The organism is Brasilonema bromeliae SPC951, from assembly GCF_012912135.1.
Taxonomy (GTDB): domain Bacteria; phylum Cyanobacteriota; class Cyanobacteriia; order Cyanobacteriales; family Nostocaceae; genus Brasilonema; species Brasilonema bromeliae.
Map to the genome: position 1 here is coordinate 18,174 of NZ_QMEB01000037.1, position 14,802 is coordinate 32,975.

The 14,802-nt window shown below is 44.5% G+C and carries 11 protein-coding genes; 8 read left to right on the plus strand and 3 right to left on the minus strand.

Features of this window, described 5'->3' with window-relative positions:
- Nucleotides 1-65: 65 nt before the first annotated feature.
- The 5 genes from scyB (at nt 66) to scyF (ending at nt 6,317) form a co-directional block, all read left to right on the plus strand.
- On the plus strand, nt 66-1,124 hold the full coding sequence (gene scyB, locus DP116_RS07160; protein WP_169154531.1) for a tryptophan dehydrogenase ScyB: 1,059 nt from the start codon (nt 66-68) through the stop codon (nt 1,122-1,124).
- 11 nt (nt 1,125-1,135) lie between these two features.
- Nucleotides 1,136-2,092, plus strand: coding sequence for a scytonemin biosynthesis cyclase/decarboxylase ScyC (scyC, locus tag DP116_RS07165; protein ID WP_169154521.1), 957 nt, complete (start codon nt 1,136-1,138; stop codon nt 2,090-2,092).
- 165 nt (nt 2,093-2,257) lie between these two features.
- The gene (locus DP116_RS07170; RefSeq protein ID WP_169154522.1) at nt 2,258-3,379 is read left to right on the plus strand and encodes a ScyD/ScyE family protein; all 1,122 of its coding nucleotides are present in this window, start codon (nt 2,258-2,260) and stop codon (nt 3,377-3,379) included.
- Between the two features lie 213 nt (nt 3,380-3,592).
- The gene (locus tag DP116_RS07175; RefSeq protein ID WP_169154523.1) at nt 3,593-4,957 is read left to right on the plus strand and encodes a ScyD/ScyE family protein; all 1,365 of its coding nucleotides are present in this window, start codon (nt 3,593-3,595) and stop codon (nt 4,955-4,957) included.
- A gap of 172 nt (nt 4,958-5,129) precedes the next feature.
- Nucleotides 5,130-6,317: a scytonemin biosynthesis PEP-CTERM protein ScyF gene (gene scyF / locus DP116_RS07180; RefSeq protein WP_169154524.1), complete on the plus strand. Its 1,188-nt coding sequence runs from the start codon at nt 5,130-5,132 to the stop codon at nt 6,315-6,317.
- A 219-nt stretch (nt 6,318-6,536) separates the two neighbouring features.
- On the opposite strand, the gene DP116_RS07185 is transcribed toward scyF, so the two are convergent.
- Together DP116_RS07185 and DP116_RS07190 are read right to left on the minus strand one after the other, a co-directional pair.
- Nucleotides 6,537-7,454, minus strand: a complete 918-nt coding sequence (locus tag DP116_RS07185) for a histone deacetylase family protein (protein WP_169154525.1) — start codon at nt 7,452-7,454, stop codon at nt 6,537-6,539.
- A 48-nt stretch (nt 7,455-7,502) separates the two neighbouring features.
- The gene (locus tag DP116_RS07190) at nt 7,503-7,724 is read right to left on the minus strand and encodes a hypothetical protein (protein WP_169154526.1); all 222 of its coding nucleotides are present in this window, start codon (nt 7,722-7,724) and stop codon (nt 7,503-7,505) included.
- 891 nt (nt 7,725-8,615) lie between these two features.
- On the opposite strand from DP116_RS07190, the gene gshA reads away from it, so the two are divergent.
- The 3 genes from gshA to DP116_RS07205 all read left to right on the plus strand — a co-directional run bounded on the left by gshA (nt 8,616) and on the right by DP116_RS07205 (nt 14,120).
- Nucleotides 8,616-9,752 carry a glutamate--cysteine ligase gene (gene gshA, locus DP116_RS07195; protein ID WP_169154527.1) on the plus strand — a complete coding sequence of 379 codons (1,137 nt, stop codon included), beginning with the start codon at nt 8,616-8,618 and terminating at the stop codon, nt 9,750-9,752.
- 522 nt (nt 9,753-10,274) lie between these two features.
- On the plus strand, nt 10,275-10,730 hold the full coding sequence (locus DP116_RS07200; protein WP_169154528.1) for a tRNA (cytidine(34)-2'-O)-methyltransferase: 456 nt from the start codon (nt 10,275-10,277) through the stop codon (nt 10,728-10,730).
- Between the two features lie 1,065 nt (nt 10,731-11,795).
- On the plus strand, nt 11,796-14,120 hold the full coding sequence (locus tag DP116_RS07205; RefSeq protein ID WP_169154529.1) for a peptidoglycan DD-metalloendopeptidase family protein: 2,325 nt from the start codon (nt 11,796-11,798) through the stop codon (nt 14,118-14,120).
- Between the two features lie 142 nt (nt 14,121-14,262).
- Here DP116_RS07205 and tnpA read toward each other — a convergent pair whose 3' ends face one another.
- Nucleotides 14,263-14,667: an IS200/IS605 family transposase gene (gene tnpA / locus DP116_RS07210; protein ID WP_169154530.1), complete on the minus strand. Its 405-nt coding sequence runs from the start codon at nt 14,665-14,667 to the stop codon at nt 14,263-14,265.
- Nucleotides 14,668-14,802: the final 135 nt, after the last annotated feature.

The following is a 14,802-nucleotide window of genomic DNA, read 5'->3' on the forward strand; positions in this document are numbered from 1 at the left end:
TAGTAAGCGCAAACGGCGTTTACTACAAACACATAGGTGATATATCGGTGAGCGAGGAGATAGTGGTGAACCTTTTTGAAACTGTTACAGAGATGGGTCATGAGCAGATTCTTTTCTGCCATGGAAAAGACCCAGATATTAAGGCAATCATTGCCATCCATGACACGAGTCTGGGACCCGCAATGGGGGCGACACGATTGTGGCCTTATGCCAGTGAGGCTGCTGCGTTAAAAGACGCTCTTCGTCTCAGTCGTGGTATGACTTACAAAGCTGCTTGTGCTAATATTCCAGTTGGTGGAGGCAAAGCAGTTATTATTGCTAATCCTGAAAATAAGACAGAAGACCTATTTAGAGCCTACGGACGTTTTGTCGAAAGTCTTAAAGGACGATTTATCACAGGTCAAGATGTGAATTTGACCCCGGAAGATGTCAGAACAATCAGCAAAGAAACCCAATATGTTGTAGGGGTAGAAGAGCGCTCAGGCGGACCAGCTCCTGTGACCGCATGGGGAGTTTTTCTAGGACTCAAGGCTGCTGTTGAATTTCGTTTACAAACCGAAAACCTCAAAGGGTTGAGGGTTGCAGTTCAAGGTTTGGGAAATGTCGGTCAAAATCTTTGCCGACACCTGCACGAACATGGAGCAAAACTATTTGTTACCGATATAAGTCCAGATAAAACAGAGCAAGTTAAACGTCTTTTTGGTGCCACAGTTGTGGAGCCAGATGAAATTTACTCTCTGGATGTCGATGTACTTTCCCCTTGTGCTCTAGGCGGAATTCTCAATAGTGAAACGATTCCTCGCATTAAAGCTTCAGTTATTGCTGGTGCTGCCAACAATCAGCTAGGAGTAGAAGTACTCCACGGTCAAATGCTTGCAGCACAAGAAATTCTTTATGCTCCAGATTACGTTATTAATGCAGGTGGGCTAATCAACGTTTACAACGAAATGATTGGCTACAACGAACAAAGAGCTTTCAAGCAAGTGAATAACATCTACGACACGCTGCTTGAAATTTTTGATAGAGCGCAAAAGCAGGACATCACTACCAACGATGCTTCTAAGCAGTTGGCAGAAGACAGAATCCTCAAAGCCAGACATCTCAAGACCTTAGCTGTGGTCTAAAGGAGTGACAAATGGTAACTGAAAGAAATACATTTGGAACATCTGCCTACATCGAAACGACTCCAGAGAGTGCCTTTGAATACCTTGCCGAGCTAAAAAACTTAGGCGAGTGGACTCTCTATAGCCGCATGGAAGAGCAAATCGACGAAGATACCTGGCTCGGAACTGCCTCTGGCTACCAGACAAAGCTCTATTATCATGTCGAAAGACTGGATCATCCCAATTTTTACGGCATTGAGTGGCACTGCGGGTTAGAGTATCAGAAATATTATCAGGTCTACCCTGTCCTCCTTTTTCCTGCTGACTACGTTGAGCCGGGAACCGATGAAAAGGGTGTGTACTTACACTGGGTCAGCTTTGTTGATCCCAAGCGGCGCAGTCCCTTGATTATGGAGGGAATTCACACGGTACACACTTCCGAGTGTCGTTCTCTTAAAGGTAATTTGGAACGCAAAGCTGGTCTTAAGACCGCAGCAAAAGGACGTTACTACGTTGACACCGACACCATCTATGTTAATGCCCCAATAGAAATGGGGATTGAGTATTTGTCAGACCTCAAAAACATGGATGATTGGGCACACCTACTGCGAGCCGATGGCGAAATTTCTGGTCAGTCTGGAGAGTTTCGCGATGAATATGGTCAAAAGGTGAAAGTCACTCAGCGCCTGCAAGCTGTTAACAAATCGTACTTGCTGGAGCACGAGTTCTTTTATCCAGACTACGGATTTTATCAGCGCTCTCCGGTGCTGCTAATCCCAACCTCCCATGCTTTCCGGGATCCAGAAGCTCCTGGTTTCATCCAGCATCGAATCACCTTCTGGAAAACAGGTGAGCAACTACCTCACGGTAAACTCCAAATCGAAGACTTTGGCTCTGAGAGCTTGAATATCAAGCGTATCTTGGAAGGCAAAGCTGGCAACCTTAATACATTAGCTCAAGGTTTGAGCTATATGCCGCAGGCTAAGTAGTGACTTGTTAGTAGTTAGTGGTTAATAAAACAACTAATTACTAACAACTAACAACTAATAACAAATAAATAACTTTATATATTCAGGGTGAAAACGCTGCCATTGCTTGTTATGAGCAATGGGAGTTCTACACATAAAATCTAAAGCCGACCTCTGTTGTGACACATGAAACTGGAACAACTTACTATTACGTCTTTCACGGTACTTGCCGATGGTCTTGACAATCCGAAAGGTCTAAGCTTTGGTCCTGACGGTAGTCTCTATATTACAGAAGCAGGGACGGGGGGAGATGGAGCTAGCGTTCCATCACCTAGTGGTCAAGGTTCTTTACTTTTTGGCACAACTGGTGCTATTTTAAGAGTAAATAATGCTACAATAGAACGTATAGTCACTGGACTCCCTTCCTTGGCATTTCCAGATGGTACTGGAGCCGCTGGTCCTCACGATATAAAATTTGATACTACAGGCAAGCCTTATGTTCTCGTTGGGTACGCTGCAAATCCTGCCTTACGCGACAGCACATTTGGTGAGACTGACTTAGGAAAAATTATCACTCCCGATTTCCAGACGAATTCGTGGACTACTGTTGCCGATATAGCCAACTATGAACTGACTCATAATCCTGACGGAGGCGATGTCGTCAGTAATCCCCTGGCTTTTTTAATAGATGGCGACAAGATTGTTGTTGTTGATCCGGGTGCAAACGATTTGCTGAGTGTAGGCACCGATGGAAGTCATTTGGAGGCGATCGCTGTACTTCCCCAACAGCCGGTTATTAATCCAATTTTTCCTGGTTTTAACTCGCAAAATTTTGACCGGGGACACGTACCACCTCCCAGCGCTTATCGTAATGCGACACCATCGCAAATAACGATTCAATCTGTACCTACAGGAATTGCCAAAGGTCCAGATGGTGCTTATTACATCAGTACATTCACTGGTTTTCCTTTCCCAGAAGGTGGAGCAAAAATCTACCGAGTGGATGCTGATGGTCAACTAACAGTTTATGCTGATGGCTTTACACAACTGATTGACTTGGCTTTCGATGCGCAAGGCAACTTGTATGCATTGCAACACATGAATTCCTCTGGCTGGAAAGGAAATCTGGATGGAAGTCTGATCAAAATAGCACAGGATGGCACTCGCACAACTATTCTCAGTGGTGATGGATTACAAGCACCAAGTGCACTGACTATTGGTCCTGATGATGCTCTTTATGTGATCAACCGAGGCGGTCTGCCAGGAAAAGGGCAAGTCATAAGAATTGAGAATCCAAGGTCTGTTTGATGAGTAAAAGACAATAGTCTGTGCTCAACACAAGAACGAGATTCCTGCAATTTTAACAACAAGTTTCAAGCGGGTGCAATACCAGTTCCTCTGAACTTGGAGGGACTGTCGCGGTAGATGCTTGATTTCCACATCCTAGTCACTGCGACTCTTTATCTCTAACACCGTACAACATTCCACAACTACCAACACTCGATCTCAATCTAAATAACTATGAAATTCAAGTCATTTGCTCTTACAGTTTTCTCCGTTTGTGCCGCTGTTGCTTGTGGAACCCAAGCTGCACGAGCAGCATCGCTGTCAGTAGTTGCTGACCAGCTTAACAACCCACGGAATCTTGACTTTGCTCCTGACGGCAGTATTTATCTGACAGAGAGTGGTGCCGGAGGTGACGGAAAAGATGGAAGATGTATCGCATCACCTAGCGCGCAATACATCCCTTTATGTGCTGGGAGTAATGGTACCCTGGTCAAAATTGCTAAGGACGGTACAAAAACAAATGTAATTTCAAACCTTACATCCATAGCGTTAGTTCCCTCTGGCGAACAAGCTGCCGGTCCTGCTGACTTCAAATTTGATTCCAAAGGCAACGCTTATCTTCTAACTGGCTTGGCTGGCAATCCGAACCAACGCGATACCGTCTTGCAAAGCCCCGATCTCGGAAAATTATACAAAGTAGACTTAAAAACCGGTTCGCTGACAACTCTTGCCGATTTTGCAAACTACGAAGCTAAATATAATCCTGATGGCACTGATTTGATTAGCAACCCCTATGCTTTTGCAATTAAGGGTGATAATGCTTACGTCGTTGATGGGGGTGGAAACTCGATATATTCCGTGGCACTGGATGGCAGCGGTATTAAGAATGTAGCAGCCATACCTCAGAAACGCATATCACCAGATCAACTGCAATTCCCAACTCTTCCTGAGGGAACAACAGACCCAACAGGAGGCGCAGCACCACCTCCAGGTTATACAATTGCTCCCAATGGTCTTCCAGTATCAAACCAATCAGTGCCAACAGGTATCGTAGTTGCCCCGGATGGAAGTTTGACTTTAAGTGAATACACTTATTTTCCTTATCCAGAAAATGAAGCACGTATCTTTAAAGTTGACCCCGATACTTTGCAAACACAAGTCCTTGCTGATGGCTTTACGCAGTTGACTGGCGTGACATACGACTCTGATGGCAATTTGTATGCCTTGCAACACATCAATCAGTCAGAATGGAAGGGCATTCAACAGGGTGGTGTGATCACAGGTGATATCAGTGGTTCTATCATCAAAATAGCCAAGGATGGAACTCGCCAAACTATTTGGAGTGGTAATGGACTAGAGGCAGCTTCTGGTTTATTTTTCGGTCCTGATGGCGATTTATATACTTCAAACCGTACCAGACTCGTAGCTGGGGAACGAGGAGGACAGTTGATCAAGATTGATCCTAGATCTTCTGGTGGCGCGACAAAAGTTCCTGAACCCGCTTCTGTGATTGCTGTATTAGCAACTGCAGCTTTAGGCGCAAAAGCAATGAAGCGCAAGCGCCAAGAACAGGTGTTGGCTAAGGTAGAAACTATCTAATTCCTTGTTTGTTTCTTGGGCTATACCAAAGAATGCTCAAGAAATAAGCTGCTACCTCAAATACAAAGCTGTCTTTCAAAAAGACAGCAACACAAAATTGAAGTTCCCAGACTAGGTCCGGGAACTACATAAACCTAGGTAAAAGTATAACTCATAACACAGAAGATTCACTATGGGATTAGTCAAGAATTTGTCACTTGCCTTAATCGGTGCCAGCTTTCTGGTAGCGGGTGCAGCAGTCCAAGCGATGGCGTTAACCTTACAGTACGATCGCTCTATAGGTGAGCCTGGTTTCGGTCCTGGGCAACTGTTTGTTCCCCAAGGCATAGCGGTAGATAGCCAAGGGAATACCCTCGTAGCTAACGGACGCGGTGTTAACCCGGTGACTGGTGCTCCTGACTACAGCCTCGGTAACAAAATTGAAAAATTTAGTCCTAGCGGTCAGTATATTGGAGCAATTGGCACAGGCGGCACAGGACCCGGACAGTTTGACGAGCCAACAACTGTAGACTTTAATCCAGTAACAGGGGATCTGTATGCAGGTGATGTTTACAACAACCGCATCAATCAATTCGATTCTCAGGGTAACTTTATTAGATCCTTTGGAAATGGATCATTTACCCCTCTAGTAGAGGGTAGATTGTTCTTTGGACCATCTGGTGTGACATTTGACAAAGCTGGCAACGTGTACGTCGGTGATTTTAACGGCGAAAGGATTTTTAAATTCACACCAGACGGACAGCAAATTGGTGTCATTGGTGGCACCAATGGCACTGCACTTGGGGAGTTCCAAGGTGTAGCAGGTGTAAGAATTTCCCCAGTTAGTGGAAATATCTATATAGCTGACCAGTTTAACAACCGCGTTCAAGTACTCGATCCAAATGGTAAACCTCTGTTCACATTTGGTTCAGCAGGTAGCGGACCTGGACAGCTTCTTCAGCCAATTGGCATCGAAGTGGACGACCAAGAGAATGTCTATGTAGCTGATTCTATCAATAGCCGTGTTCAGGTATTCGATAAAAACGGTAAGTTCCTGACGAACTACGGTCAACCAGCCCTGGATGCATCAGGTAAGCCAGTCCCGCCTCCAGGATTAACTGACGGTCCCTTTGGCAATCCCCTTGACCTCACTCCAGGCAGATTTAACTGGACAGGTGGTACAGCCCTTAAAGATGGCAAGCTGTATGTTAGCGACTTCTTCCAAGGTCGCGTACAAGTGTTAAATGTCAACAGAAGTGGCAGCACTTCAGTACCTGAATCTAGCTCATTATTAGGTCTAGCAGTACTGGGAGTTGGCGCGACTGCTACACTGCGCAAGAAGCAGCAAAAATCACCGATTCTCGAAAAGACCTCTGTTTAACAGGGCAAACGCATCTAAAGTGTAAGAATCCTTTTATTACAAGGGTTTCAGCATTTTATCTTCAAGCCTATTTTTTGAGCAAAATCCTTAGCCAGTAAGCATTTCACAAATCACGTGCGTTGTGGTCTATTTACTTGAAAATTGCTGTAATTAATTTTTTCATGGGATTTCATGAGATTTTTTTTACAATTTCGCACTGCGAACAAGTCTACTTACTACTCACGCGATGCAGCGCTCAATTGTTGCTAAAACCGACTTAGAAAGAGTATCAAAATCGTAACCACCTTCCAAACCAAACAAAATTTTACGAGTTATTCCCAGACAATAATCTGTGAATAAGCCATAATCTTGCGGTTGCAAATTTATACTAGCCAACGGGTCATCAGCGTTGGCGTCGTAACCTGCACTCACAATCAGTAGATGTGGCTGAAAACTGGATAAAAAGGGTACTACTTTTTTTTCAAACAAAGGTTGGTATATTTCGATATCGCCCCCAGGAGGAATTGGCAGATTCAGTACATTATGATGACAACCTTGCTCTGTATGACGTCCAGTCCCTGGGTAGCAGGGGTACTGATGGAGAGAACAGTAGGCAATTTGTTCATACTTTTCTACTATTGCCTGCGTACCATTACCGTGATGCACATCCCAGTCAAGAATCGCAACACGGTTAATTTCTGGTTGTTGCAGGGCATAAAGACCAGCGATCGCCGCATTGGAAAACAAGCAAAACCCCATCCCCGCATCACTTTCCGCGTGATGTCCTGGTGGACGCGCCAACACAAAAGCTGGTTCGCCAGTTTCCAGTACAACATCTACTCCATCCAACCAGGCACTTACTGCCAACAAAGCAACATCATAACTGCGTGGAGAAACAGGCGTATCTCCATCCAAATAACCACCGCCAGCAACAGCAATTTCTTGAACTTTCTTGATGTAGCGCCGGGTGTGTGCTTGTTCCAACACAGAGATGATAGGGCGCTTTTCTGGTAGAGTGGGCAAGCGCCATTCAATATGTGGTGCAAACTCAGCTTGTTTTAAGGCGGTGGCGATCGCTGTCAGACGTTCTGGTTTCTCTGGATGGAAAGATCCAGTTTCGTGATCCAGAAACTCGTCGGAATAAATCACTGGCAGCATAGGTCGAGTGAAGTAAGCAGTAAGATACAGATTTTAATTGTATCCTGACTACTCTTGAGTGAACCCGGTAAATTCATCGTTTGGTTCATCCAGCATTTCTGGTGCTACAGCTGGGTTACTCCTACGTTCTTCTGGCGATTGACTCAGTATCACATCATCTATTCTTGGAGGATTTTTAATTTTGTCAAGCGTCTCAGGACTTAATTGGGATTCATCGCTTTGTGGATTTGTTTTTTCAGCTTGATTAGGAGTTGTTTCATTACTGGACATAATTATTTCCTTAACCTTAGACGCCTCAGCTTAAGCTCTGCTGTGGTCGGTACACACTATCTTGGGGCGTGAAGTACCCACCACCAAAACGGAGTACCGTTTATAGTGGGGGCTTCCAGTTTCATTCGTCGATGCCACGTTAGGGATTTCTATTGCTAGAAATTCGTCACTCAAGACGATGATGGTCTTACTCGGCGTCCGGAGGTTTGAGCAGCAGCTCCTTACTCCCGTACACCCGTGTGTACCCTGGCAGCAACCCGCCTCCCGCAGGTTGTTTAATTGTTTTTCGTACAACACAACTTGGTGTCTTTCTTACCGCACTTGGCGTGCCAGCGGTCGTGTTCTTTCCCGGAACTTTGATCTTTCTGCGGCAAGAGGAGGCAGTGCGTTGGGGAGGACAGTGCCGGGGTGAGCCAGCGCTGCGGGAGGGTTTCCCGACAGCCAGGCGACTGGCGAAAGGGTTTCCCGACTTGAGGCACCTGTCCGTTGAGCCAGTACTGGAGGAGGGTCTCCCGACCTAGGTATCTGGCGTCCGGGTTAAGCGACTTGTAGACGCCCTCCGGGCGGCTTCCCGCAATCTGCCGCACCTGCCGTTCGTACCTCTACTTTGATGTTTGCCTGTCTGTCTGCGACACAATCCGGCGGGTCAGCAACCAATAATATTATACAATGGCGATTCGTCTGATTCTGGAGAGATTAGCAACTCTCCCGGCACGCTCACGGAGTACCGTTATAGTGCGGGACTTACGGCGGGCAAGTTAAATTAAGAATAAGAGAAAGATTTCGGTACTCTCTCGTTTGTCAACTGTTAATTAACCCTAAGGTCATAAACAGAATATCGTCGCCTTCGATACAATTTAAGAAGTAGGGAGAGCCAAGGAGAACAGACGGGTGCTATTAAAAGGCTTTGAAATAGAGATGTACACTGGCACGCCCAGTGGTGATATCGTCGGACTCTCCGACAAGATTGTTGGATCTTTGGATGGATTTGTCCGAGAACCAGATAGTCGAAATGTAGAATACATCACTGCACCATTGCAGAATTACGAACAGCTTTTATGTGCCTTGTTGCGTCCTCGGCTTCAACTCAGGAATTTCATCAAGCAATTGGGTGATTACACGCTGATTCCAGGAAGCACTCTATCGTTAGGGGGCGGCGATCGCTTTTTTCGCTCTGACCCAACAAACCCTTATCATGACTACATTGAGCAAACATACGGTACCAAGGTTGTCACCGCCAGTGTTCACATTAATGTAGGCATTAGCGATCCAGAAGTCTTAATGCGCGCGTGTCGGGTTATAAGGGTAGAAGCACCTTTGTTCCTTGCCTTGAGTGCATCCTCTCCGTTTCTGAATGGTAAAGCAACTGGTTATCATTCCACACGCTGGGGTGTTTTTCCGCAAACGCCTCCTCAAGTACCTTTATTTGAAAGCCACGCCCATCATATTCAATGGGTGGAAAACCAATTGATGGCTGGAACAATGCAAAATGTTCGTCATCTTTGGGTGTCAGTTCGACCAAATGGCGATCGCCGCCCTTATGATTTAAATCGTTTAGAGCTACGAATTTGCGATTTAGTCACAGATCCAATAGCTTTACTGGGGATAGCAGCTTTAGTAGAGGCACGTTTATTACAAGTTATCAATAATCCCTCTATCGATCCATTAACCCAAAGCACCTTCACCCCAGACGAACTTATTTCCCTAACCTATGCCAACGAAACTGCAGCAGCGACTTCCAGTCTCGATGCTCAACTCCAGCATTGGCAAGATGGTAGGAGTATTTTAGCCAGAGATTGGATTGGTGAAATATATCAAGATGTTTGGGCGATCGCTAAGCAGCATGGTTTTGCCTGTTTCCTTTCACCATTACAAAAAATCTTGCGTGAAGGTAACGAAGCTCAACAATGGTTACAACTGCACGCACTTGGCTTGAGTGAAAGACACGTTCTCACTCACGCTATTGACGTAACAAGAGAATGCGAAGTTCAATTAGAAGATAAATTGTGTTCGTCTTTGGTTGCTTAGCACACCTCACCCTCCGGGTATGCCTATGGCACGTCTATGTCCTTTGGACACGCTACGCGTACCCCTACCGGGGGCGCTTTGCGCGACCGACAACGGCAGTTTGCTGTAGCCTGACCGAACCATGCACGGCAGTTCCTCTTGGGGAGGACTGCCTCACCACCGCAACTGCCTCACCATAAATAGGGGTCGGAAATCTAAATGTGAACAAATCTGGACGATGATTTATCCCTTCAGTACATTCCGAACCCTTCTTATGGAAATGTGTACTTAGCATGAAAATTTTGTCTTTGTCAGCTGTAAGTGTTGTCCAATACAGCTACACATAACTTAATAATCTGTTATTAATCTTAATATTTAGATCATAGAGTCTGGGACATACTTTATGTTTGTTTTAAATTTCTAATCAATAGATTGATTTTTTTATGATTAAGAATACTTATATATAATGTATATTAAGGTAGATTGAGAAAAGAAAAAAAAACTGCATTTTCCCAGATTTTCAATATATTTCTTCCTCCACAAATGCCGCAGATCGTTTTAGTTAACCCCCTTATTCCTCCTAATACAGGTAACATTGCTCGCACTTGTGCTGCCACAGGTACTGAATTACATTTGGTAGGACCTTTGGGTTTTGAAATTAGCGATCGCTACCTCAAAAGAGCTGGCTTAGATTACTGGCCTTATGTCAAACTGCACTATCACGAATCTCTGGAAGCTTTTAAATCCGTACATCAGGCACGTGGCGGAAGATTATTAGGTTTTAGTGTTAAAGGTAGTTGCAACTACGTGGATTTTCAGTTTCAACCCCATGATTGGTTGCTGTTTGGTAGTGAAACCACTGGCTTACCACTTGAGATAATATCAGCTTGCGATGTTACCCTCTACATTCCCATGAACGAACCAAATGTTCGCAGCTTAAATCTTTCTGTGAGTGTAGCAGTGGGTCTTTTTGAAGCTCGCCGTCAATTGGGGTTATAGTAATTCAAGTCGTTTTAAAACAGTACCAATCGTCAACTGTAGTCGTGCATACGTGTGGTGAGACGAGTGCTGGTTTGAGGGTAAGCCGAAGGCTGGTGACCAAGAAAGGGGTGTAGGGGTGTAAGGGTATAAGGGAGTGCTAAACTCCTACACCCCCCAAAGTCGAGTCCCCGACTTGAGTCGTGGAGAAAAAGAAATATTTGTTTTGAGCGGAAAATGCGGGTTTTAAAGTGTTTTCTACCGTGCTGTACGAAATGTTTTTTAGGTAAAAAAGAAATATTATACAGTAAATAAGAAAAATCTCTGATACGTTAGTAGTAAGGAGAACTGAATGGTGAGCGCAAATACACAGAAAACGAAACTATATTGAGTTTGTACTCACTCCCAGTACTCCTGATTCACCACTGTTGGAGTAAGAATGACTTACAGACTGGAAAAAAGCTATAAGAAATTTCTATAGTAATTTTGAAAAACAGTTGAGGTGGAATGATATATTTTCATAAATTTGAATTTTCTCTTGAGTAGGGTAAGAAAACATCATAACCCAGTCAGTTCAAGAGTTTGAGGTAGTTTACCTCATGTGTTTTCTTCATCTGGGCTATATAATATGCGAGTTAATACGGTTGTTTTTGGGTAATAATCAACGTAGAGTCTCGTGTAATTGATACGGTTGATAGAAAAAAAATCTGAAAGATATTTACAGAAGGGTGTAGTGGTATTCCGTGGAGTAGCAGCATCTGATTAGCTCAAAGCAAGAGAACATGCCAAATGTGTGATTGTCAGTCGTGCAGCAAAAGCAACAAAAGGCTCAAGTGTCAAAAAGAAAACTTATATGAACTATTAAGATGAAAGGTGTCAGATGTGAGCAGAACAAGTCAAGGCAAAAATTTAATATTTAAAATAACGATGTGAACTTGTCTAAATCAGAGAAGCAGGTTAATCTTGCGTAAGTATCTCTGGTGTATGTGGTGTTGATCTATTGCTTGTAGTGATCTAAATCATTGACTAGTACTCAGACTGGAGAATTGAGATCGGTTAAGCGCAAGTGATCATAGGAGGTCGTCTTTGAAACGAGCATTAAAAAACAGAGGGAGAGCTGAGTTGGAAAATACCCCAGGTGATGATGTTCCAGTAGAACCGATAGACACAGTTAATCCAAAGGTTAACCAATGTCGGATGCCAACAACAGCCGCGATGATTGGCTTGGCAATATCAATGGGAGCAACCAGCCTTTTGGTGACTCGACAAAGCGACCAAGCCACTGCAGCAGAGGCGTTAGGTTATCAAAATACAACCTCAACGATTCCTGCTTCTAATAATGTGGAGGTGAAATTTGCTTCTACTAAGAAACTAGGTTCGCAAGCTGTCTCATCAGTAAGCTTGCCAGAAACTGGAACAGTAGTAGAACCAACAGCAATTTCACAGCTAACTGAACAAAGAGCAAAATGGCAAGTTGCAGCCAATAAAGTGTCAGTGCAAACTTCGCCATTAGTAGGAATTCCAAATTCGCTGACAACAGCACAACAAAGCATTGCTTGGGAAAAAAACAACTTCCAACAGTCCAGAAAGCAGGGAGTACAAAGACTCTCTCATGCTGATGGTATTGCTAGTGTGCAAACCGTGTCTTCTCCATCTGCGAAACCTTCAACAGTAGAAGTTAATAACACAGAAGAACCGGAAGTAAATGCTCAACTCAAAGCGCAGCAGGAATTTGCGCGAAATCAGTTACAGGAAAAATCAGACCGTCTCAGAAAAAGTTTAACTCAATGGCAGTCTGAACACACCAAAGATTTATCACAACTAGCTGCGACCAGGTTAGTACAGCCGATGACTGTGGCTGGGAAAATGTCCCAGACAAGTACTATCACTGGTACATCGCAGTCGAATATGACTAGCGATGTCAGCAGAGCAAGGCTCGTGTCAAAGTTAAAACAAGAATCAGAGGCACAGGTGGCAACAGTACCAGCTCCAACAGTACCAGCTTCAACAGTAGTTGCACCAATAGCAATAACACAAACAGCAACTGCAGTATATGAGGTCAAGCCAGGAGATACGATAGGGGCGATCGCCAACGATTATGGCATTTCAGTCCTAGAACTCATAAAGGCAAATAATCTTAACAATCCTCATCAGCTACAAATCAGCCAAAAACTGTTTATTCCTGTGGCGGAAAACCCCACTACTGCCCAGCCAACTGTCGCAATGAATAAGAGTGCTGTTGCAGGTAGTGGTAGTAGCAACACTAGAGAAACAACAGGAAACTCACTCATTGCCGACAACAGGAATATTACTGTTCCAACATCAGTAGTTGGTAACACTCAGTTTCTGTCATACATTCAATCAACAACTACTAACTTACCAGAAAATACTATTACAAATAGTCAGGCTTCCGATTCCATCACATCATATTATGGTGTTGGTGGTGACAGCCCAATGCCACAAGTTGTTACAGAACCTCAATTGGCACAAATACCAACTGTTACAAAAACAAAACAGGTAAAAAATAATCAACGTCTACGCAGCTTGCAATTGGAAATTGAAAGATTGCGGCAGAAATACCGTTCTCAGGAAGCTGGTAATACAGTTGTGCCAGACGAGAATGAAGCTAATGATGCCCCAGTAACAGTTCCCGATCCCAGTCGAAATGATGGTGCGGTGCCAATTGCTGTTCCCAGACCAAATAATCCAGCAGTGCAAATACCTGTCAGCGAACAGAACAAGGCTGGAATTCCCATACCCGTTCCCAGACCGATAGCGCCGAACTATGTTGGCAAACCAGGCAAACCCGTATTCGGCGCTAATCGAAGACCTACCAACGAACCCATTAATCCGGAATTCTTACCAAATCAAGCAATAGTAACACCTCCTACAGGTATTGATGCTTCTCGCGCCCTTGGGCCTATGCAGGGAAGAACAGTTTCTCCACAGTTACCGCCTTTAGCAGCAGTGGATAGATACTTGCCAAGAGTCCTTGACGAAAATACACCTATCCCGTCTAGCTCATCCACAGCTTATATGTGGCCTGCAAAAGGTACCCTGACCTCTGGTTATGGCTGGCGCTGGGGAAGAATGCACAAGGGAATTGATATTGCTAACTCAGTTGGCACCCCGATTTACGCATCAGCTGACGGTGTTGTAGAAAAGGCAGGTTGGAGCAGTGGTGGCTATGGTAATTTTGTTGATATCCGCCATCTTGATGGTAGCATGACTCGCTATGGTCACAATAGCAAGCTTTTGGTGCAGCGCGGTCAACAAGTACATCAAGGTCAAATCATAGCTAGCATGGGTAGCACTGGTTTCAGCACTGGTCCCCACAGTCACTTTGAAATCCATCCAAGTGGCAAGGACGCAGTTAACCCAATCGCCTTGCTGTCAACAGCACGTTTGTAGTAGTTGGCAATCTCGTACACTGCTTATAGTGGGTGAGATGAAAACCCTGTGGCTTTAGCCCAGGGACGCCACATGCCTCAACGGGGGGAACCCCCGCACGGCAGTGGCTCATGAAAGCCACGACGTAGCCTTTAGGCTACCGTCAAGTTCTTTGTTGAGCAATATAGTTTTTGACCGCCTCTGTGGATATGTTTCCTGCCGTGCTAACAAAATAGCTAGGAGTCCACAAAGTTGGTAATTTCAATAACTCTGGAAATTCTTTTCGCAAGAAATGTGATGCCCGACCTTTAATCTTGTTCATGACAGCCGCTGGGCAATCAGTTACTTTGACGTTGACAAATAGATGAACGTGGTCAGGCATAATTTCCATCGCTACAATCTTCCACCGATTCTCGTTGCACACATCGCAGATGATTTCTTGTAATCTGTCGGCAACAGCATTGACCAAAACTTTTTTACGGCGCTTAGGGATAAAGACAAAGTGATAGTTTAACAAAGCTATTGAGTTTCCCTCATGCCTATATTCGTCTGGAGTAAATTTCGCCATATTTCCGGAATTCCTGTTGCTGCGTTGTATACATATATTGTAGAAGAAACATAGCGCATAAACAAAGAGGAGGTGATTAAGTAGTGCTGGTACTGGAATTAAAAGTTAAAGGAAATCGTCAACAATACAAAGCGA

Coding starts and splice junctions, on each gene's coding strand:
- scyC (WP_169154521.1), top strand. CDS start 1,136: ATGGTAACTGAAAGAAATACATTTGGAACATCTGCCTACATCGAAACG.
- DP116_RS07170 (WP_169154522.1), top strand. CDS start 2,258: ATGAAACTGGAACAACTTACTATTACGTCTTTCACGGTACTTGCCGAT.
- DP116_RS07175 (WP_169154523.1), top strand. CDS start 3,593: ATGAAATTCAAGTCATTTGCTCTTACAGTTTTCTCCGTTTGTGCCGCT.
- scyF (WP_169154524.1), top strand. CDS start 5,130: ATGGGATTAGTCAAGAATTTGTCACTTGCCTTAATCGGTGCCAGCTTT.
- DP116_RS07185 (WP_169154525.1), bottom strand. CDS start 7,454: ATGCTGCCAGTGATTTATTCCGACGAGTTTCTGGATCACGAAACTGGA.
- DP116_RS07190 (WP_169154526.1), bottom strand. CDS start 7,724: ATGTCCAGTAATGAAACAACTCCTAATCAAGCTGAAAAAACAAATCCA.
- DP116_RS07200 (WP_169154528.1), top strand. CDS start 10,275: ATGCCGCAGATCGTTTTAGTTAACCCCCTTATTCCTCCTAATACAGGT.
- tnpA (WP_169154530.1), bottom strand. CDS start 14,667: ATGGCGAAATTTACTCCAGACGAATATAGGCATGAGGGAAACTCAATA.